The sequence below is a fragment of the Roseixanthobacter psychrophilus genome (genome assembly GCF_043195195.1).
Classification (GTDB): domain Bacteria; phylum Pseudomonadota; class Alphaproteobacteria; order Rhizobiales; family Xanthobacteraceae; genus NCEH01.
Window position 1 is genome coordinate 1 of sequence record NZ_JBAFWT010000007.1, and the last position, 20,441, is coordinate 20,441.

Annotated in this window: 14 protein-coding genes and 1 pseudogene; 11 read left to right on the plus strand and 4 right to left on the minus strand. The window is 63.9% G+C overall.

Annotation, left to right across the window (positions count from 1 at the left end; genetic code table 11):
* Window positions 1-153 precede the first annotated feature (153 nt).
* From V5F77_RS09140 to V5F77_RS09175, 8 genes and pseudogenes are all read left to right on the plus strand, one after another.
* On the plus strand, window positions 154-972 hold the full coding sequence (locus V5F77_RS09140; protein ID WP_429005037.1) for a hypothetical protein: 819 nt from the start codon (window positions 154-156) through the stop codon (window positions 970-972).
* Window positions 973-1,024: 52 nt separating this feature from the next.
* A pseudogene (locus tag V5F77_RS09145) lies at window positions 1,025-2,386 on the plus strand (calcium-binding protein); the annotation flags it as partial.
* Window positions 2,387-2,619: 233 nt separating this feature from the next.
* Window positions 2,620-3,906 (plus strand): calcium-binding protein, encoded by a 1,287-nt coding sequence (locus V5F77_RS09150; protein WP_429005038.1) that lies wholly within the window; start codon window positions 2,620-2,622, stop codon window positions 3,904-3,906.
* An 84-nt stretch (window positions 3,907-3,990) separates the two neighbouring features.
* A complete protein-coding gene (locus tag V5F77_RS09155) occupies window positions 3,991-4,725 on the plus strand; it encodes a SapC family protein (RefSeq protein WP_429005039.1) in 735 nt (244 codons plus the stop codon).
* A gap of 11 nt (window positions 4,726-4,736) precedes the next feature.
* Complete coding sequence (locus V5F77_RS09160) at window positions 4,737-5,564, plus strand: SapC family protein (RefSeq protein ID WP_429005040.1); 828 nt, start codon at window positions 4,737-4,739, stop codon at window positions 5,562-5,564.
* A 2-nt stretch (window positions 5,565-5,566) separates the two neighbouring features.
* Window positions 5,567-6,796: a glycosyltransferase gene (locus tag V5F77_RS09165; protein WP_429005041.1), complete on the plus strand. Its 1,230-nt coding sequence runs from the start codon at window positions 5,567-5,569 to the stop codon at window positions 6,794-6,796.
* Window positions 6,797-6,877: 81 nt separating this feature from the next.
* A complete protein-coding gene (locus V5F77_RS09170) occupies window positions 6,878-8,605 on the plus strand; it encodes a type I secretion system permease/ATPase (protein ID WP_429005042.1) in 1,728 nt (575 codons plus the stop codon).
* On the plus strand, window positions 8,605-9,927 hold the full coding sequence (locus tag V5F77_RS09175) for an HlyD family type I secretion periplasmic adaptor subunit (RefSeq protein ID WP_429005043.1): 1,323 nt from the start codon (window positions 8,605-8,607) through the stop codon (window positions 9,925-9,927). Before V5F77_RS09170 ends, V5F77_RS09175 begins: the two co-directional genes overlap by 1 nt.
* Window positions 9,928-10,027: 100 nt before the next feature.
* On the opposite strand, the gene V5F77_RS09180 is transcribed toward V5F77_RS09175, so the two are convergent.
* The 3 genes from V5F77_RS09180 to V5F77_RS09190 are packed head-to-tail and all read right to left on the minus strand — an operon-like array spanning window position 10,028 to window position 15,550.
* A complete protein-coding gene (locus V5F77_RS09180) occupies window positions 10,028-12,418 on the minus strand; it encodes a glycosyltransferase family 2 protein (RefSeq protein ID WP_429005044.1) in 2,391 nt (796 codons plus the stop codon).
* Window positions 12,415-14,877: a glycosyltransferase gene (locus V5F77_RS09185; RefSeq protein ID WP_429005045.1), complete on the minus strand. Its 2,463-nt coding sequence runs from the start codon at window positions 14,875-14,877 to the stop codon at window positions 12,415-12,417. Before V5F77_RS09185 ends, V5F77_RS09180 begins: the two co-directional genes overlap by 4 nt.
* Before the next feature lie 22 nt (window positions 14,878-14,899).
* Window positions 14,900-15,550 (minus strand): class I SAM-dependent methyltransferase, encoded by a 651-nt coding sequence (locus tag V5F77_RS09190; protein ID WP_429005046.1) that lies wholly within the window; start codon window positions 15,548-15,550, stop codon window positions 14,900-14,902.
* Window positions 15,551-16,177: 627 nt separating this feature from the next.
* Here V5F77_RS09190 and V5F77_RS09195 point away from each other — a divergent pair.
* Window positions 16,178-17,089, plus strand: coding sequence for a LysR substrate-binding domain-containing protein (locus tag V5F77_RS09195; protein ID WP_429005047.1), 912 nt, complete (start codon window positions 16,178-16,180; stop codon window positions 17,087-17,089).
* 77 nt (window positions 17,090-17,166) lie between these two features.
* Here V5F77_RS09195 and V5F77_RS09200 read toward each other — a convergent pair whose 3' ends face one another.
* Complete coding sequence (locus V5F77_RS09200; RefSeq protein WP_429005160.1) at window positions 17,167-19,059, minus strand: tetratricopeptide repeat protein; 1,893 nt, start codon at window positions 19,057-19,059, stop codon at window positions 17,167-17,169.
* A gap of 181 nt (window positions 19,060-19,240) precedes the next feature.
* On the opposite strand from V5F77_RS09200, the gene V5F77_RS09205 reads away from it, so the two are divergent.
* Together V5F77_RS09205 and V5F77_RS09210 are read left to right on the plus strand one after the other, a co-directional pair.
* Window positions 19,241-20,110, plus strand: a complete 870-nt coding sequence (locus tag V5F77_RS09205; RefSeq protein WP_429005048.1) for a 4-(cytidine 5'-diphospho)-2-C-methyl-D-erythritol kinase — start codon at window positions 19,241-19,243, stop codon at window positions 20,108-20,110.
* Window positions 20,107-20,427 (plus strand): YnfA family protein, encoded by a 321-nt coding sequence (locus tag V5F77_RS09210; protein ID WP_429005049.1) that lies wholly within the window; start codon window positions 20,107-20,109, stop codon window positions 20,425-20,427. Before V5F77_RS09205 ends, V5F77_RS09210 begins: the two co-directional genes overlap by 4 nt.
* Window positions 20,428-20,441: the final 14 nt, after the last annotated feature.

Consider the following 20,441-nt stretch of genomic DNA (forward strand, 5'->3'; position numbering starts at 1 on the left):
CTACTGAGCACCACAAATCCCTGTTATTGCTGAGCTTGTGGGGCGCGCCAAAGCATTCAGTGGTTGACGACGGGAGGGTGGGCGGGCATATTTCAAACACGGCGAATTCTGGGACAAATGGGGGCGTCAGTGGCGGCTGGTGGCGACATTCGAGTGTCGAGCGTGAATGTGGAGCCGGGGCTCTATGTGTTGCGCTACGCCTCAGCCGGCAATACCAGGTTGCCCCCGCTCGTAGAAGTTGCATGTGATGCTCGGGCTCAGCAGGTCGTGACGCTGATCGGCGATCCGCGCTCGGCGTCAGGCGTCCTTGTCGCTCCCGGGGCTGCGCTCGTCATCCGGTCCGTCGGATCTGCCAGCGTGCAGATCAAGGTTCGGGCCATGGAGCCCGGCGGTTCGCTCGATGCACGCGTGACGCTTGAAGGTGTTTCGCGGGTTACCGCGGGTGGGCCCGTGGCGCCCGGTGCTGCTGTCATTCAAAACGAGACCGATGGGGCCTCCATTCAGATTTTGGGTCATTTGGCGCGTCGCGGCGATGTGCGGGTTGGCGCTGGCGAATGGCTTGGCGGTCCTGCGGCACCCTTGCCGATCGAGGGTGTGGCTGTGGTCGGGGCGCCGAGCGCGCTCGGTCTTGAGTATCAGGTGTTGAGTGGCGGCCGCAATGTACAATGGTCGCCCTGGGCAACCGCGGGCAGCTTTGCGGGCTCTCGCGGTCGTGCAACCCCGCTGCTGGGGATAAGGCTGCGCGTGCGTGGTGGGGAGTCTCAGGTTCGGGCGGAAGCCTTGTTCCTTGGGTCTCCAATCGTTTCGCGCACCGGACAGGACATTGAGTTGGTCGGCTTGTCGGATCGTGATCCGATGGTCGGGTTGTGTTTGGCCCTTTCGAGGGCCGAGGCGAAAATCGCAGCGGGGGCGTCATCTGTGACGCGCGAAGCGGCGGCAAAGGTTCGTGTCTTTCGGGCAGGATCAGTCTAACCTTTTCTTTTTTTCGTCACGCTGACGGCGAACGGCGTGGTGGGGGTGTTTGATGGCTCTTTATAATCTTACAGAAACACAGCTTGTTAACGGGGATGAGCCGCAGGGCTGGGCCCCTCTGACCGAGAGTGGAGCGATTTCGCCCACGCAAGAGGCCGAGATTATCGCGGCTCTCACGCAAGCGGGGGTCTATCCCTCGGGCGCCGCGGCGATCGAGGCGTTCACCAGCACAGGCGGTTCGGCGGGCTTTATTCCCACCGACTCCAGCGTCGATGCTGTGATCTACGAAACGTCCGAAAATGTTTTCGCATCGCTACCGGCTGACGTCGATCTGGAAGGGCTCGTCTACGTCACCGGCAGCGGTGCTGACGTTTTGATCACGGCTGCCTCGTCTGGCACCCTTATCGCCGGTAGCGGCGGTGATGATTTGACCGCCAATGGCAATCTGAACGTGCTCTATGGCGACGATGGCGCCGACACGTTGCGTGCCGCGGGCGATGGAAACACCCTATACGGCGGCGACGGCCTAGATCAGCTGTTGGCAACGGGCGGCAGCAACGTTCTGTATGGCGAGTATGGTGACGATACGCTCGTCTCGAATTCAGTCCCAGAAAACGGGGTCAACACCCTGTTTGGCGGAGATGGTGCCGATACCGTCAGCAGCGCTGGATCCAGCTTGCTCTACGGCGATGCCGGCTCTGATACGTTGAACGGCGGCAGCGGCCTGGATACCCTGTACGGCGGTGCCGACAACGATCAGTTGGCAGTGACCAGCGGCAGTAACCTTTTGTATGGCGGTGCCGGTCTTGACACGCTCTATGGCGGCACAGGCGCTGGTGTTGATACGCTTTACGGTGGCGACGGAAATGACTCTCTGACGTCCAACGGAACGACTTTGCTTTATGGCGACGCGGGCGTCGACCAGATTACCGGGTACAGTGGCGCTAACACCATTTATGGTGGCGATGACGGCGACCAAATCCTGGTGACGGGTGGTAGCAATCTTGTCTACGGTGATAGCGGTGACGACAGCCTTCAGGGCTCTAGCGGATCCGGCACCAACACACTCTATGGCGGCGACGGATCGGATCAATTGGCGTCGGGCGCCACCGCCGGCGTGCTTTATGGCGACTCCGGCTCTGACGTTATCCTTGGCTTTAGCGGATCCGATACGCTCTATGGCGGCAGCGACGGCGACCTTTTGGTGGTCGCTTCGGGCAGCAACCTGCTGTTCGGCGGTTCCGGCGACGATAATATTACAGGCGGCGATGGAGTAGGCCTGAACACGATTTACGGCGGCGACGGTGTCGATACCATCGCCACCGGCAGCACCAACGCCATCATGTATGGCGATGCCGGCGAGGATGCGATCACGGGCTTCAGCGGCGCGGATACGCTCTACGGCGGCGATGACAACGACACGCTGCTGGTCGCGAGCGGGAGCAACCTGCTGTATGGCGATGTTGGCAACGATACCCTGTCTGGCGGCTTTGGCGGTGGCGTGGATACGCTCTACGGTGGCGACGGCCTTGATGTGATCACCGTAAACTCAACCAGCGGCATCGTTTATGGTGGTTCCGGGGGGATTTCGTCGTCGGCTTCAGTGGCGCGGATACGCTGTACGGCGGAGACGACAACGACATATTGGTGGTCGCATCGGGAAGCAATCTGCTATTTGGCGACGGTGGCAACGACGTCATCACTGGCGGCAATGGGATCGGGCTGAACACGATCTACGGCGGAGACGGTGTGGATAGCATCGCCACCGGCAGCACCAACGCGATCATGTATGGCGATGCCGGCGGGGATGCGATCACGGGCTTCAGCGGCGCGGATACGCTCTACGGTGGTGACGACAATGATCAACTGCTGGTGGCGGGTGGCAGCAACCTTCTGTATGGCGACGCCGGCGCGGATACTCTTACCGGTGGTAGCGGCAGCGGGGTCGACACGTTGTATGGTGGCCTTGGTGCGGACTTGATCCAGACCGGCACCACGCACGGCTTGCTGTATGGCGGAGACGACGTTGATACGGTTTATGGCTTCAGCGGACAGGATACGCTTTACGGCGGCCTGGACAACGATGCCATCGCTGTCGGCTTTGGTAGCAACCTGCTCTATGGCGACGAGGGAGACGATGTCCTCAACGCCGGAACCGGAGTCAGTGGCAGCGACACGCTGTACGGCGGCGACGGCAACGACCTTGTCTATTCGCACTCGACGGCGAGCCTGCTGCACGGCGACGGTGGAAACGACGTTCTGATTGGCGGGACCAGCGGAGCCGATACCCTGTACGGGGGCGACGGCGCTGACAGTCTGATTGTCGTCACGGGTGGAAACTTCCTTTATGGCGACGGAGGCGATGACGTTCTGACCGGTGCCACCAGCGGCAGCGGAATCGGGCATCTTTACGGCGGCCTGGGTGATGACGTCATCACCTCGTCGGTTGTTTCGAGCGAACTGTATGGTGACGACGGCAACGATCAGATCACTGGCTTCTCGGGCCTCGATACGTTGTTCGGCGGTAGCGGCAATGACCAGCTCGTTGTGGTCAGTGGCAACAACTTGATGTACGGCGAAGCCGACAACGACATCCTGACGGCCGGCACGGGCAACGACACGTTGTATGGCGGCGCGGGCGACGACAGCTTCTCGATTATCCAGAACGGCACCTCCACCATGTATGGTGGCGACGGGAACGATGCCTTCGCGGTCTCCAGCTTCCTGGGCGATCATACGCTCGACGGTGGCGATGGCAGCGATGTGCTGTACCTGTTCGGCCGCAACTCGACCGATGCCTCCGTCACCCTTACCTCGGATGGCGCGGTCATCACGTTCGGTGCGGGTGCGACGCTGCAGAGCTTCACGGTGGAGAACGTGCAGGACGTTTACTTCACCGGGGACAACCAGCACATCACGCTGCCCGGCAGCTGATCGGCCGGGCGTACACCACACGCTTGACACCATTTCAACGCCCCGGCATTGCCGGGGCGTTTTGGCTTCCCGGAAGGTGGCTCGATGTTCGAGGGGCTCTATTCGCGCCTGTTGAAGTTGGAAGGGGAGGTCGGACACCGCCGCATTTATTCGCAGATCGCGTATCCGGTCGTGCGCGATTTGCAGACCGTCCCGGCCGTTCACATGGAGTCCCTGGATCTCGCCGCCTGGTATCCGCTTGTCTGGCTGCGCGATGCCGAGGGGCTGGAACTTCTGGCGCTGCGGTCGTTTCTGCCGCTGGGTGCCGGCCATTCGCAGACTGCACTCCGAAATGTACGTGCGCTGCCGCTCTTGCTCCAGGCCTATCCCTTCGCCTGCCCGCCCGACCAGCCTCAAGATGCCATCTTCGTGGATGATGCAGTGGCCGACCAACCCGACAATACTGGGGCGACCATTCTGACGCCGAATGGAAGCCCAAGCAGGGCGTCAGCCCAGCGCATCTATGCCGCTGCCTATTTCCGCTCCGCCTACGACATCACCCGCCGGATGAGTGCCGCGCTTGATGCGGGCGGGCTGCTGGAACCCTGGGATATGGGTTTACCCGCAGATCCCCCCCTGGGACCCTTTCCGCAATTTCTCATCCTTCGTCCGGCCGCATTGGCCAGCGACGTCTTCGGCCCCTTCGTTCATATGTTTGGCCTCGCGGGGATGCGGCTGCTGAATGCCCACGCCCTGTCCCTTTTTCGCGCCGGGGTGCTCTATCAAAATGCACGTCAGGCAATTGCTCCGCAGCAGCTTGCGGGGTTTGCTCCCGCGTGAGATGAACAGCCGTGGATGAGGATATCTTCGGGTTTCGACCCCTGCGCCAGAGCGAGACGTGTCACTGGATGCGCCCGCGCACCTTCGGCTTCGTTGAAGGGCTGGAGCGGGTCGCCCTGGGCGATAGCGAGCTGCTTCAGACGGCCCACCACCTCCCGATTATGGTAGAGACGGCGCGTCAGCGGGTCCAGGTGGTGGCCGGACTGTCGTCGCGCCTCCTGCGCCATCGCCTGCTGGATGGCGAGGGGCGGTGGATGCGACCCTATGTGCCCATTCGGCTACGCTGCTTACCATTTGCCGTCGAGCCAGCGCCTGCCGGTGGCGGCAACGCCAAGGTGCTTATATCCGACACCCTTCTTGCGGAGGCCCCCGAGGGCGGGGCGGCCGTCATGACGGAAGATGGGGAGCTGAGCCCCGCGGTCGCCGATATCGCTCGCCTGCTGCTGCGCTTTGAGGCAGGAACCACGCCCCTTTCAGCGGCGGCCGAGCAATTGCTCCTTGCCGACCTGCTTTTGCCCATCGGTCCGACGCGCGGCGGCGGCACCTTGTGGACTGTAGCTACCGAACGCCTCGCAGGGGTGACGGCGGCGCGCGCCGCGCTTTTGACCAAGCCCAACATGCTTGGTTCCCAATTGCTATTCAGCCTGTTGTTCTCGCGCAGAATGCTTGATGCCAACCTGGGCATGGAGGTGCACCGCATCGAGACGCCGGCGCAGGGCGGCCCGGCTGTCACGGCGGTTGCGGATCCAGGAAAGCTTGAAGGGCTGAATTTCGCCATGGACGAAAGCGATATGGTGCCGCTCGATGCCCTGTCCCAGGCATGGCAGGAACCCGCCTGAACATGCCCACAGCTCTGTTCGTCCATAACAGCTTCCCCGCTCAATACCGGCATCTGGCTTCGGCTCTTGCGGGGCGCGAAGGCTGGCGGGTGTTCGCTTTCGGATCCAATAGCGCGACGAGCCTGCCCGGGGTGAAGCTGCTGAAGTACAGCTACGAGCCGGAAACCCACGGCGCCGAGGGCGTTCATCCCTTTGCCCGCCGGTTCAATGGCGAGTGCTACCGCGCCGAGCAGGTCATTTACCTAGCCAATTCGATCCGCAGCATGGGGATCGAGCCAGACATCATCTTCGCCCATCCCGGCTGGGGCGAGACCTTGCCGCTTCGCACCATTTTTCCGCGGGCCAAGATCGTCATGTTCTGCGAATTTTTCTATCGCGCCCATGGGGCCGACGTGGGATTCGATGCAGAGTTTGCACAGTTCGGCGTGGATGGCCTGGTGCGCATTGAAATGAACAACGCCACCATGGCGCTGTCCTTGCTGCAGGCCGATTGCGGTGTCGCGCCCACGCAATGGCAGCGCAGCGTCTATCCCAGAGAATTGCACGGGAAGATCAAGGTTATCCACGACGGGATCGATGTCGATGAGGCTCGCCCGGACCCGACCGCACAGCTGATGCTACCGGGTGGAGCGGGCACGCTGAGGGCCGGGGAAAGGATCATCACCTTTGTTGCCCGCAATCTGGAGCCTTACCGCGGCTTCCACACATTCATGCGCGCCCTGCCGGCAGTGCTGGCGGCGCATCGCGACGCGCGGGTGGTCATTGTCGGCGGCAACGAGATCTCCTACGGGCGACGATCGGTGGATGGACGAACGTGGCGTGAGGTCTATACGTCCGAGGTCGCCGGGCAACTGGACGCTTCGCGGGTGATCTTCCTGGGGTGGGTGCCGCGCCCCGTGTTTCTCAAGGTGCTGCAGGTTTCAGCCGTCCACGCGTATCTGACCTACCCTTTCGTTCTCTCTTGGTCGCTGCTGGAGGCGATGTCCGCGGGCTGCCTCGTGGTGGGATCGGACACGGCGCCGGTGCGCGAGGTGATACATGACGGGCGGACGGGCTTTCTGAGCCCCTTCTTCTCGCCCCAGCATCTCGCTGAGCGGATGATCCAGGTTCTGAACCAGCCGCGCGCTTTTGACGGCATCCGCCGGCAGGCGCGCGCGAGCGTGGTTCAGCGCTATGCGGTCGTCGATTGCGTGCAGCGGCAACTTCAGCTGACAGATGAGCTTCTGGCATAGGTCGGTCCGGGCATTGCGACAAACGTCTGACCGCGACGCAGCAATATGCTATGTTGGCAGTGAGAAAATCCGGGATTGTTTATGAAACAGGCCAGTTCCCCGACGTTCATAGCGATCCGCGATCTCGTTCCGGCCTATGTGGCTTTATTTGCCATCAGCATGTTCATACCGATCTTCTTCCTGGTCGGGCCGTTGTTCGGCCAACTGGTTTCGATGCGGATTTTGCCCAGCCGAAGCCTTAACTCATTGGCCCTGCTTTCAATCATCGCGATCTTTCTGGTGGCCATGGGCGCCCTGGTGGATCATGTGCGAGACAAGGCCCTGGGGCGGCTCGGCATCGCCATCGACATGCGATTGAGCAAGGCCTTCTTTGCGACGCTGCACCGCGAAGACGCCGCGAATCGATTTACGCCCACCACACTGGCGGATCTCGACTTTGTCCGGGATTTTCTCACGGGTCCCGTCGTCACGGCGGTGTATGACGCCCTGTGGTCTCCAGTGCTTGTGGCATGCCTGTTCATGATCCATTGGGTTTACGGCGTGGTGGCACTGACGCTGATCTTGATCGTCAGCCTGATGTCGCTGCTTAACCAATGGGTGGTGCGCGAGGATAGCAAGCGCTATGTCGCAGTTGCTGCGGCGGCGAGTGAGTTCGGTATTGCCATGGCCCGCAATTCGGAATCGGCCCGGGCGCTCGGCATGATGCCACCGCTACGCGAGCGCTGGCATCTCTTGCACTCAGCGATGCTGGGCTGGAGGCAGGAGGCGGGGCGGCGGGCCGGCATGGTACGGACGGCCTCACGCTTCATCAATGCAGCCATCTATGTCATCGTGTTTTCGATTGGCGCGGTGCTGGTGTTAAATGAACTTGTGGCCAACACCGCCATGTTCATCGCACTCATGCTGATGGTGCGTGGCGTCTATCCGATCGAGCGCCTGATTTCGAACTGGGAGCGGATCAGCCAGTTTCCCGAGGCGCGCCATCGCCTTGATCTCGCACTATTGGGCGCCGATCGCACACCGCGTCTGTCGTTGCCGCGCCCGGATGGTCCGCTGGTGGTTTCGCGCGTATGGGGCGCGGCTCCCGGCTCTGACAAGGTGATCATCAACGATGTTTCGTTTACGGTCTACCCGGGACGGGTGCTCGCCATCGTTGGGCCCTCGGGGGCGGGAAAATCCTGCCTCGCGCGGCTCCTGGTGAATGTCTGGACGCCGCGGCGCGGCACGATCTCGTTGGGGGACCACGATTTCATCCATTGGAATCCGGATGAACTCGGTCGCCTCGTCGGCTATATCCCCCAGGACATCGAATTCATGCCCGGCACGGTGGCGCAGAACATTGCTCGCTTCGATCCGGTGCAGTGCGAAGACACCAAGATGCTAGTGGAAGCAACGGAGCTTGCTGGGGTGCAGGACGTGATCCGCGCCTTGCCGGAGGGCTTCAACACGCCCATCGGACCAGGCGGTTACGTGCTCTCCGGCGGGCAGCGTCAGCGGATCGCGATGGCGCGAGCGGTTTTCGGAAATCCCTATTTGATCGTTCTAGACGAACCCAACGCCAATCTGGACTCGGTCGGCGAGCAGGCACTCGGAACCGCGATACAGCGTCTGCGATCCGCCGAAAAGGTGGTGATTTTGATCACCCACCGCATGAGCCTGCTGGCCTTCTGCGACGACCTGCTCGTCCTGAACGGCGGTGCCGTGCAAGCGCACGGGGACCGGGATAATATTGTCAACCGCCTGCCGCGCCTGAAGGCGACTCCAGCCCTGACGGTGATCGGCGGCGATCGGGACAGCCGGGAAGCCTGATGCTCGACAATAGCTATCTTCTCAAGGCGCCAGAGGCGCCGAGCGACTGGAAGTCCACGCTTTCCTGGGGCTATCTGGTATTGTCAGTGACGGTCGTGGTGCTGTTCGTCTGGGCGGCGTTCTCTCGTATCGACGGGGCGGTGATTGCGTCGGGCGTCGTTTCCGTGGAGTCGAATCGCAAGACCATCCAGCATCTGGAAGGCGGGATCGTCAGCGAGATCCTGGTGCGAGACGGGAGCGTCGTGAATGCGGGCGACGTGCTGGTTCGGCTCGATCCCACCCGCAGTGCTGCGACGGAGCAGCTCTATACCAAGCAATTGGCACAGGCGCTGGCACTTGAGGCGAGGCTCGAAGCCCAGCGCAACATGGCCGAAACCATCACTTTCCCACCTGAGGTGCTGGCGATGGTGCACGACCCTCTGGTGGCCGACGCAGTCAATGACAACAAGAAGCAGTTCGAGAGCCGCCGCGATACCCTGCGCGGGGCTCTCAGTGTCGTCGCCGCGCAGAATCTGCAGGCGCAGCGCGACATCGAGCAGGCGCAGATCCAGCACAAGAACAGCCAGGATCAACTCTTGACCATCAACCAGGAATTGGCAGCGGTGCGCGAACTGCAGGTCAAGGGGTTGGTCTCGGTGCCACGCGTGGCAGCGGCGGAACGCCAGCAATTGGCGATGCAGGCGCAAATCGATGCTTCCTCCGTGGCCGAAGCCAAAGCGCGGGAGAAAATCCAGGAACTGACGGCTCAGGCCGAGCAATTGCGGAAGGAATATCGTCAGGAAGCCGCCAATATGGTGTCCGATGTGCGAAAGACCATCAGCGATGCGCGCCAGCAGATCGTCGTTGCGGGAGACAGCCTATCGCGGGTGGAGATTAAGGCGCCGGTGTCCGGTATTGTCCAGCAGATGAAGGTCTTCACCATCGGTGGCGTCATCCGGGCGGGCGATCCGATCATGGATATCGTCCCCGCCTCCGATACGCTGGTGATCCGTGCGCGGGTCTCGACGGTCGATATCGACCGCGTCATGCTTGGTGAGGAAGTGCAGATCCAGTTGCCCCAGTTCCAGTCCTACGGCAGCACGATCATGATGGGGAAGGTGCGCACGGTGACCGGCGATGCGCAGCAGGATTCAGCCACTTCCGCACCGTATTACGCGGTTGAGGTAGATGTCGATCGCCGCTCAATTCCAGCGGAAATCAACGACAAGCTCATGCCGGGCATGACCGCAACGGCCATCATGCCGACTGGCAAGCGCACTGTGCTGCAATATCTTGTCAGCCCGTTGGTGGACCGTGTCTCTACGGCGCTGCGCGAGCGTTGAGCCGCGCAGGAAGCCTCAAACGGCTAACCTGACTCCAATTTATCGCGGCTAGGTATTCTTCATGCGAGCAGGTGCGCGCGGTGGGACCAGATGCTCTGGTCTATAGGCTTAGCGGCCAGTCACGTGGTTGGGGTGGCAACGAAATGCGGGGGGCGGGCCGTACAGCTGGCCAGCATAATGCGCCATAGCTCGCGCCCGCACGGGCGAGAATCGGACTGAAGAGCGGATCGTCGGCCAGAACCTCGCCCCATCTGGCCCGCAGGGTGCGCAATTCCCGCGCGCGAGCCGCAGCAAGGGGCGAGCGGCCGAGGTCCGACGTGGCGATGCGGCCCGGCCCAAGGTCGCGGAGCACGGCATTTGGTGTGAGCACCAGCCGCAAGCCCTTCGCCCGCAGCCTTAGGCTCAGGTCGATGCCGCCGAAGAACAAGGGAAAGCGCATCCCGTCCTGGCCGCCCAATTCGCGGATCATTGCCGGCCGGAAGGCGACGCAATCGAAACTGAGCGCGCCCACTTCATGCGCCACACGCAGCATATCGCCATAGCCGGGATCCGACACCTGCCGGTCGGTAAATGCGCGCACCGCTTCGAAGCCTGGCCCGAGTACATAGCCCGCATCACAGATTCGGTCCGCCGCATCGACCACGACGGGTGCGACTGCGCCGGCGTCCCGGCCATCCAGGCGGCAGCGCAATTCATCCAGCCAGTCTTCGCTGCCGGGCATCATGGCGCCGGCGAGGAAAATCAACGCCTTTCCCTCGGCTGCGGAGATCGCGGTGTTGAAGGTCGCTGTGCTGCGCGGATCTGGCCGCTGCAGCGCCTTTACTCTGGACATCTGCTTCAACAAAGGCTCCAGCGTAGCGTTGACCTTGCCGGGTGGAAGGATGACGATCAATTCGCCGTCGATCCTCCGCAGGGCCGGCAATGCGGCCTTCAGGCAGCGTTCGGCAAGGGCCGGATACGAGGCTGCATCCACCACCAGGCTGACCAGTTCGCGGCGTGCGGCGCGTGCCACACGAAGCGCCGGAAGGCACTCGCCGATGGCGATCGCCTGGCGAGAGTCCTGCTTCGTGGCGGCAAGATGCTCGGCCGTGGCCCGGTTGAGCGCCGCGTGTCCCTGGCGCAGACAGGCGGCGGGAAGGCACGCCAGCGGTCCCGGAAGATGGACGATCGCTCCCGGGGGCAGCGGATGGAAATCATAGATGAAATTGGCAAGGCGAAAGATCGTGCTGGCACCTCGTTTCATGGCGGTGCGAAGGGCTGTCGCCCGCAGCACGAAGCACCGGCCTGCAAATCCTTGTTCCAGGCTGCGCTCATAATCGGCCGCCGGAAAGGCAAGCGGCCAGACTCGGCCATCGTTCTCTTCCACATCCACGTCGGCGAACAGCATGATGGCCCGGGGATGAGCCTGCAGCGCGCGTCCGATCCGCGCCAGGGCGCCTGGGTGAAGTCTTGCCCCCGCCGGCAGGAAAGCAAAGGCCACGCTGTCGTGGGCATCTCCGGCCATGAAAGCGGAGAGGGGCGTGGGATCGAACGCGGCCTTGGCGACATCGCTCGGCAGCGCACCGGCGACCCAATGTCCAGGCTCCCCATTCAGCGCTGCGAGCGAGGCGTCCAGCCCCTCGTCCCCCAGAAACACCAGCGCGACACGATCGCTCTCGCCCAATTCGGAGGCGGCGGGGAGAGCGGGAAGGGCCGCGCGCCAAGCGTCGTACTGTGCGAAAGGGAGGCACGGCGGAAACAGCGTGTCGAACAGTTCGACACGAACGGCCTCAGCGGCGGGCCCGCCTGTCTCTTGTGGCAAGTGGTCGGCGAGGATCTGGCTTAAGGGGGTGGCAAGGGCCAGGAATGCGGTCGCGCCGGCGCCAAGCATCTGTCCATCGACGACGAAGGTCGCATGATGCACCCGGCCATCGGCGAGCGTGTCCGGTAGTTCTATGTCGAAGCCGCGTACGGGTTGCAGGAGGCCGTCCGCCAAAGCACCGGCCCACAGATCTGCCGGCACGTCGCGCACCGGGACCCCATCCACACTGACCAGAACGCGGGGCGTCTCGGGATTTTCACCCGGACGAGGCCGGCGCATCCAGCCGCGGAAATGCAGCCCGCCCAGCCATTCCACATTGCCCCGTTCCGCCTCGCCGGGCGGGATCGGTGCCTCGGTTGCGGGCAAATGCTCCTCGACATTGGCAAGCCGACCCTCGAAGCGCGCGGCGCTGGCGAGCAAGAGGGCGGGCACATGGAAATGAAAGCCATAGCAGCCGTCGCCTATGCCGGCCTCAGCCAGCACGGGATGGAACAGGTCTGCGCGCATGACCTGGGTCGGCACGCCGTCCACCAGCAGTTCCACCACATGACGGCGTGTGAGGTCCTCGGGGTCGATGACGAAGCCGGCAAAGCCCTGTTCGCCGACTGCACCGAACAGGGCGCGGGCGCCGCAGGTCATCGGCGTGCCGACGGCATCTGCGAGGGGGGCGCTTGAAAGCACGGGTCTCATGCCGGAAAGCGACTCCTGATCCAATCTGCGATCTGCTGTGCAGCTTCGGAATTTGCCGTATCTGGCGCAAGGATTAGATCGCCCTGCGCGCCGGGGCCAGTGCCGAAAAAGGCGCAGGGCATGGCCGCTTCCCCCGCCGCCTGCGCCAGGGGATGGCCGATGGCATCGCGGTCGACAATCACAGTGCGGCCAATTTCCAGCGCCGCCATCAGGGCTGGCGCCTCTTCAGCCGATACCTTTCCGAGCACGATCATGTCAGGCAGGCTGCCGAGGAAACGGTCGTCGAGACTGTTGCCGAATACGAACAGGGCGTTCCCACCGCCGGCCGCCCGGAGTGCGAGAGCCAAGTCGCGCACCAGCAGATGGGCCCCCGGGGCAGGATATGGCAGCAGCACGCCGACCGGTGCTTCGCTCAGCGGAACGCTGGCGCGGTCAAAACGGCGGAAGGTGGTCGGCGCCGCGTGCACCTTCCATGGCAGCGCCAACCGCTGCTCGCGTAGCGACTGCTCGATCTGATCGTTGGCGGGAAGGACCACCGTCACCGCAGGCTCCGTGAAGGCGGGCCACATCCGGCCTGTGATGCCGGAGAGGCCGCGCAGGCTGTACACCCGCATGGTCACGGCAGTGCCGAGGCCCGCGAGCACCTGCCATAGGCGCTCCGGCAAGGGCTCGTGGCCGAGCACCTCGACGGTGGCAATCGGCCTACGCCCAAGCTCAGCGACGAGTGCACGCGGTCCGTCCTCGGCCTCCAGGTCAAATCGCAAATTTTGCGGGAACCCGCCGCTCTGTGCGGTCAGGGTCAGTGAGAATGCGCCAGCGCGCCCCGTGACTGCACCCTGCAGCACCGGCGACACCACACCCGGAAGGCGCTCCTCTTCCCGCAGCAACGCCTCGGCGGCATCGGCGAGGCGCGGCCCATGGATCAGCAGGCGCACGGAACCAGGCGGCGGGGAAAGCTCCGCCTCGATGGCGGCCCGGGCCGTGCGCAGCGGATCGGCCGCGACGAAGCTGCCGCACGCGGCCTCATAAGCCGGGAAGGCCACACCGATGCGCTTGAGATTGCGCACCACAAGGCCGCGCTTTTCCTCTTTGAACGAGCGCGTGCCCTCGTGACCAACATAGATGTCGGTCGCGCACACGTTGCGCCACCCGAAGGCGCGAGCGCGCAGGCAGAGATCCGCGTCCTCGAGATAGCCACGTCCCCACCCGCCGGAGAGTTGGGCGACATCGTTGAGGCAGCGCCGGGTCAGGTAGAGGCAGAAGCCGATGCCGCTCGGCAGGTCGATCACCATACCGGAATTGACGCGCTGAGCGCTTTCGTCGATGCGATCGATCTCGACGAGCGAGGGTAGGGGATTGGCGCGGAACGGCACCGGCAGGCTCACGAACTCCCCATTGTTCGACAGAGGAACCACGGTGCCGATATCGGGCGATCCATAGGCCGTGGCCCGCAAACGCTGGGCGAAGCCAGCAGGCACCACCGTGTCGGCGTTAAGCAGCAGGATGTCGCCGTGCGGCGTGGCTGCGATGCCGCGGTTAACCGCGCCGACGAAGCCGAGGTTGAGCGGATTGTGCAGGACCTCCAAGCCCGGTTCGGCGAGACTGGAGAGATACGCGCGCAGGGCGCTGTCGGGAGGGTCGTCGGCCACGAGAAGCACCCGCGTCTGTGGCGAGGGCCGGTGGGCGAGCACGCTGTCGATGCATCGCTTTGTCGCCGCCACATCGTCATAGACTGGAATAAGGATGGTCAGCGTCTCGCCGTGCCCATCGTCCGGGGCAGCGGCGCGGCGGACCAGCGCAGCCCCGGGCGCGGTCTGGCGCAGCAAACCATAGCGTGCGCCGGCGACAGTCACGAACACATGCGCGTCCATGGACGCGAGTTGCAGATCGATCTCGGCCGCATGGCCGAAGGCCGTCGCAAGCGGATGGCCGACTTCGGGATCGAGGAGCCAGGATTCGGTGCCGTCGGGTGTCACAAGCATGAGGGTCGCCTGCGCTCCCGGCGGCCATGCCGCGAATCCCGCGAGCCGATTACCAGACCAGTTGAGATGGGCGAAGGCTTGGTGGCCGGCGGCCCTCAAGGCCCGCAACGCCGCGATGCGCAGGGCCGTGTCGATGCCGGCTCCGGCGAGACCTAGGGCGGCGCGTTCGCGCTCGGGGAGAGTCCCATTGCCGAACAGGATCGCCATCGCTGAGGGATCATCGGGCGTAAGCTCAAGGATCCGCCGCGCGGCGCGCGCCGCACCGTCCGAGCGGCCCAGGACAAGATAGGCATGGGCAAGCTGCAACAGGTCGGACGGCTCGTCGAGGAACTTGCTCCGGCAGACGCGCTCTGCCTCGGCAAGGGCGATCAGTGGGCGCGCAGCCTCTTCATCAGTGGCGGATGCCCGTCTAAACAGGGTGGCGGGATCCGCCCAGGCCTCGTCCAGAAGGCCATGGTGGCCCGTTGCAATGCTCACGGGCGGATGTCCATGGTGCGCGCTAGGCTGTCAATTCGCGAGGAGCCGCCTCGGTGGGATCGCGCAACAGTGCGGCCTGTCCGGTGCCCTCAAGGCAAGACGCAGCAAGCTCCATGGTCCCGGCAAGGGCGACCACCCAAAGATCGTAGGAGGGGCCCTTCATAGCCCGCACTTCACGAAAACCTGCCGCAACCAGCCTATCCGCCAATCGTTTGAGCGTGAAGCCGGTATTATGCGCCATATGAATCTGCCCGGCGGCGATCGATGCGGAATGACCGAACAACATGTCGAGCGCGGTGATTGGCCCCGCGGGCGAAACATAAGCGACATCTTCCAGCCGTCCCTCAACAACCAGCTTGGCGATCGCCGCGACGTCTGGGCAAGTAATCAGCGCGAACCCGTTCCCGCGCAGAACCCGGCGAAATTCGCCCATGGCTAGCGGTACTTCATGGGCGTGCAGATGCTCGATATTGTGTGAGGACCAGATGGCGTCGAACGTACCGTCCTTGATCTGCGGCATCGACACCATGGATCCAATGATGTCGGGTTCAACGCGCGGCTCGATATCGAGCCGCACTTCGGTCCATTCACGCCGGTGAAAAGCGGTGTGAAGCTTGCTGCGGCCGGCTGGCCCCGACCCCACGTTCAAGACCCAGCGCTGGGCGCTCCCCATTTCCTCCGCCGGCAATTCTTACCTCCCGAAATGCGTTTGTTCGGTGATCTAATTCGCAACGCACCTTGCTTTTTACATCCACGATTACATTACGTCGCCGCGCCATCGATTGGAGGTCAAGTCAAATATCTGAATGCGTACTCTGGTGCCAACCCCGGGGCGGCGTCTTTGTTCCGCCCCTTTTGTCACATGGCTCCCATGGCCGAAATTGATCGATCTGATTTTTCGATTGATTATATAATTATAATTCGTTGTGCATATTGAACATGCGCCCCGACGTTATTGCAAAGCAACGAGGGCATCCGATATGACTGAAATTGCCGAGTTCTCACGGCCCTATGAACCGCAGCGGTGCGCGGCGCGGTGGAGGTCTCGCCAAGCCTCGCCCTGTGCACCGTCAGGGTTGGTGGCCTTATGCGCTGCGTCCGACGATCGGCCTGACCGCCTTCGGCATCGTCGTCGCGACACTGATGGAGACATTCTGCTTCGCGCGCTGGATTGGAGCCCGCATGGCTGTGATTGGAAGGGCTGACGCCCGCTTGCGCTCGGTGCGATGGCGTGGCTGTTCATCAGCGCGTTCGCCTTTGTTCTAATCGTCGCCTTCACCTGACCCGAACGGAGCGGTGCATGACTCTGGAGCAGATGAGGGTATTCCTGGCGGTAGCGGATCGCCTGCACATGACCCGGGCCGCCGAGGAACTCCACATGACTCAGTCCGCGGTCAGCGCCTCCATCGCCGCGTTGGAGGTGAGTACGGGGATGCAGGTATTCCACAGGGTCGGCCGCCGCATCGCGCTGACCGCGGCTGGGACCCTGCTGCGCGATGAGGCCGCCGAAATTCTCGGCCGCGTACGGCAGGCCGAAAGCGCGCTCGCCGACCTCTCCGGCCTGCGGCGCGGCTCGCTTTCGCTTTATGCCAGCCAGACCATCGGCAATTACTGGCTGGCACCGTTGATGCAGGTTTTCCGCACCGAATACCCCGATATCACCCTCAGCCTGACCATCGGCAATACCAGCCAGGTGTCGGAGGCCGTGTTGAACGGGGCTGCAGACCTCGGCTTCGTCGAGGGCAATGTCGAGGAGCCAATGCTGGCGCGCGTTCCCGCCGCCGATGACCAATTGGTTCTGGTGCTCGGTCGCGGCTCGCCTTTGTTCGATTGCACGCATCTGGCGCCCGCAGATCTCACCCGGCTGCGCTGGGTAATGCGGGAGAAGGGCTCAGGCACGCGGCAGATCTTCGAGACGGCGTGCCACGCCTATGGGGTCGATCCGGCGAGCCTCAACGTGACTTTGGAACTGCCCTCCAATGAGGCGGTGATCAGCGCTGTGGCGGCGGGCGGCGCGACAGTGATCTCGCGGCTGGTTGCCGAGTCCGGCCTTCGGGCGAAGACCTTGCGGGCCGCGCCGCTGGTGTTTCCAGAGCGGCCATTCCATGTGCTGCGCCACGCGGAGCGTTATCAGTCGCGCGCCGCCGCCGCCCTGCTCTCCATCGTCAAGACGGCGCAGCCGTTGGGCTCCCGGCCGCGCCGCGTACGGTGATGGAACTGGAGCATTAAAAAGGGGCCATCCGGCCCCTCTTCTCGGGATTGTTCGAGTGCCTGCGGCGCCTCAAGCCATCAGTTGCTCTTCTGTCCCTCGGCCTTCGGAGCCTCGGCGGGGGCGGGGATTGCCGCGGGCGCATCGGTCTTGGGCAGATTGGCCTTGGGCGCATCGGCGTTAGATGCATCAGCCTTCGGCACATCAGCTTTCGGCATATCCACGGCGGGTACGTTCACGGAGGCTTTGGTGTCCTGCGGCTTGGCGTCTTCCACCTTCTTCATGGCGGCCGGGTCGGCGGGTGCGCCGGTGGTGTCGAGGCCGTCCTTGATCTTCTTGACGATCTTATCCAGGTCTTCCGGCTCGGGCTTCAGGTCGCGGGCGTGGTTCCATTGGAACGTGGCCTCCAGCCGGCGCCCGACCTTCCAATAGGCATCGCCGAGATGGTCGTTGATGACCGGGTCTTGCGGCTTCAGCTCCACGGCGCGCTCAAGGTCGGAGACCGCATCATCGTAGCGACCAAGCTTGAAATTGGCCCAGCCCAGGCTGTCCACAATATAGCCGTCGTCGGGCCGAAGCTCCACGGCCTTGCGGATCATGGCGATGCCCTGGTCGAGATTGGTCCCCTGGTCCACCCAGGAATAGCCGAGATAGTTCAGCACATGTGGCTGGTCAGGGTACAGCTGCAGCGCCTTCTTCAGGTCGGCCTCGGCGGCCGGCCAGTCCTTGGAGCGCTCATTGCAGATGCCGCGGAAGTAGAACAGGGCCCAATTGGACCGGGTCGGGTCCGGGAGCAGAGACAGCGCCTTCGTGTAGGTGGCGGCGCATTCGCCGAACATCTTGCGGCCGCGCTCGATGCCGGCAAGCGCGACCAGCGCCTCCAGGTCTTTCGGATTGGCCTTGATCAAGCTTTCCAGGTGCTTGCGCGCCTCGGGGAACTTATCGGTGGCATCCAGATTGATGGCGAGTTGCACCTCGGCATTGCGCTTCAGGGGCGAGGCGGCGGGGATCTTCTCATAGACCTGGATCGCCTTGTCCGGCTGCTTGAGCTGCTCGTACAGATCGGCAAGGGTCAGGCCGGCCAGCGGATGATCGGGATCGAGCCAGAGGGCAAGCTGGAGATAGACCAGGGACAGGTCCTCGCCGCCCTGGCGGGCGAGGGCGGCGCCGAGGCCGTAGAGAACCTCGGCCGCGCCTTCTTGGGGCGTGCGGACCAGCGGCGGCAATTGGCGTCCCGCCTCAAGCTCCGCCAGCGCCGCTTCCACCAGCGGGTGACGCGGCATCATCTTGTCGAAATTCTTGTAGGCCGCGATGGCGGCGTCAGTCTCGCCGTTGCGCGAAGCCCAGCGGGCATAGGCGTCGATGGCGCGCAGCGTGGTCGGCTCGGTCTTCATCGCCTGCTCCAGGCGTTTGCCGGCTTCCTTCTTGTTGCCGCTGGCGTCGAGGATCAGCCCGGCATGGAGGTTTTTGAAGCTCGCATACCAGTCCGGACCCTGCAGCCGGTCGATCAGTTCGACCCCGCCCTTCGCATTGCCCGAGCCGACCATGGTCCAGGCCGCGATCAAGGTGGCGGTGAGGTCGCCGATCGGACCGCGGACCGACAGCGAGAGATTGGTGCGGGCAGTCTGGTATTTCGACGCCTTTATGGCGCGGGTTGCCAAAGCGAGGCGGGCGATGCGGTGCGACCGATCGATCTTCACCAGCCGATCGGCGAGCGGCATCGCCTCTTCTACGTCGCCGTCCACCAGCATGGCGAAGAAGGCGCGTTCAACCACCTCGTCATTGCGCGGATCGAGCTTCAGCAGGGCGCGCAGATATGCGACGGCCGCCTCGGTGTCGCGTTCGGAGCCGGCAAGGCGCGCGGCCAGATAGCTGCCGGAGAGTGTGGCGTCGGCGGGCGGCGGGAATTCCGCCCGCGCGGCGCCGGGCGCCACGGTCATCAACGACACGCAGAAAGCGGCCGCGACGGCCATGGACGAGCGAATGAGCGAAATCTTCACCGGGCGGAAATCCTGGAAGGAGCGTGGGGCTGAGAAAAACCGCGCCACATGGCGGGAGGATGGCGGCTTTCCGTCGACCTCGCAAGTTACGTCAGGGTTTCTGCCTTTCGATGCCGCTTGCGGTCGGAAGACGGTCGCGTCATAAGCCGAAATCATGCAAAACCTTGTGGCGCGGGCCCCGGCAAAGGTCAATCTGACATTGCGCGTGCTTCGCAGGCGCGAAGATGGGTTTCACGATCTCGCGAGTCTCGTGAGCTTCGCAGGGGCAGCCGACCTGCTTTCCCTAGCGCCAGAGGCGGCATTTGGGCTCACCGTGACCGGCCCGACCGCACCGGAGGCCGGTCCCCAAGGGGAAAATCTCGTGCTGCGGGCCGTCGACGCCTTGCTTGAGCGAGTCGAAGGGCTACGCCTTGGGCGCTTTCACCTGGTGAAACGCCTTCCGGTGGCCGCCGGTGTCGGCGGCGGCTCGTCCGATGCGGCGGCGGCGCTGCGCCTGCTGGCGCAGCTCAACGGCATTTCCTTCGGCGATCCGCGTCTGTTGTTGGCCGCGCAGGCGGTGGGCTCGGACGTTCCGGTCTGTCTCCTGCCGCGCGCCCGCATCATGCGCGGGGTGGGCGACGTTCTCTCGCCGCTGCTCGACCTGCCTCCGCTCCCCGCGGTGCTGGTGAACTGCCGCGTCGCGGTGCCGACCGCGCCGGTGTTCCGCGCGCTCGGCCTGCGGGCGGGCGAAAATCTGTCCGGGCCGCCCCATCCCGATGCGGTGCCGGCGGATCGTGTGGCGCTGATGGATTTTCTCGCCGGCATGCCCAACGATCTGGAGCCGCCGGCCGAGGCGGTGGCGCCGGAGATCCGCTGCGTGAAAGAGCTCTTGAACGCCGATCCCCGCGCCCGCTTCGTGCGCATGTCCGGTTCCGGCGCCACGGTTTTCGCGCTCACCGACACCTGCCGGGAGGCCGCCGGGCTCGCCAAGGCGATGCAGGCGGCTCAACCTTCCTGGTGGGTCCGTCCCACGGTGTTGCGATGACGTTTCTGGCCTATGGCGTTGCTGCGCTCGCTGAAATTGCCGGCTGCTTTGCCTTCTGGCACGTGGTGCGCAGTGGCGGATCGTCCTGGTGGCTTGTGCCGGGGTTCGCCAGCCTCGTGCTGTTCGCCGGAGCTCTGACGCTGGTGGATGCCCAGGCCGCCGGGCGGGCGTTTGCGGCCTATGGCGGCGTCTATATCCTTGGATCCCTGGCCTGGATGTGGGCCGTTGAGGGTGTGCGGCCGGATCGTTTCGACACCTTCGGCACCGCCCTGTGCCTCGCGGGGGCGGCGGTGATCGTGTTCGCCCCGCGCGGCTGAGGCGCGCCGCCGGA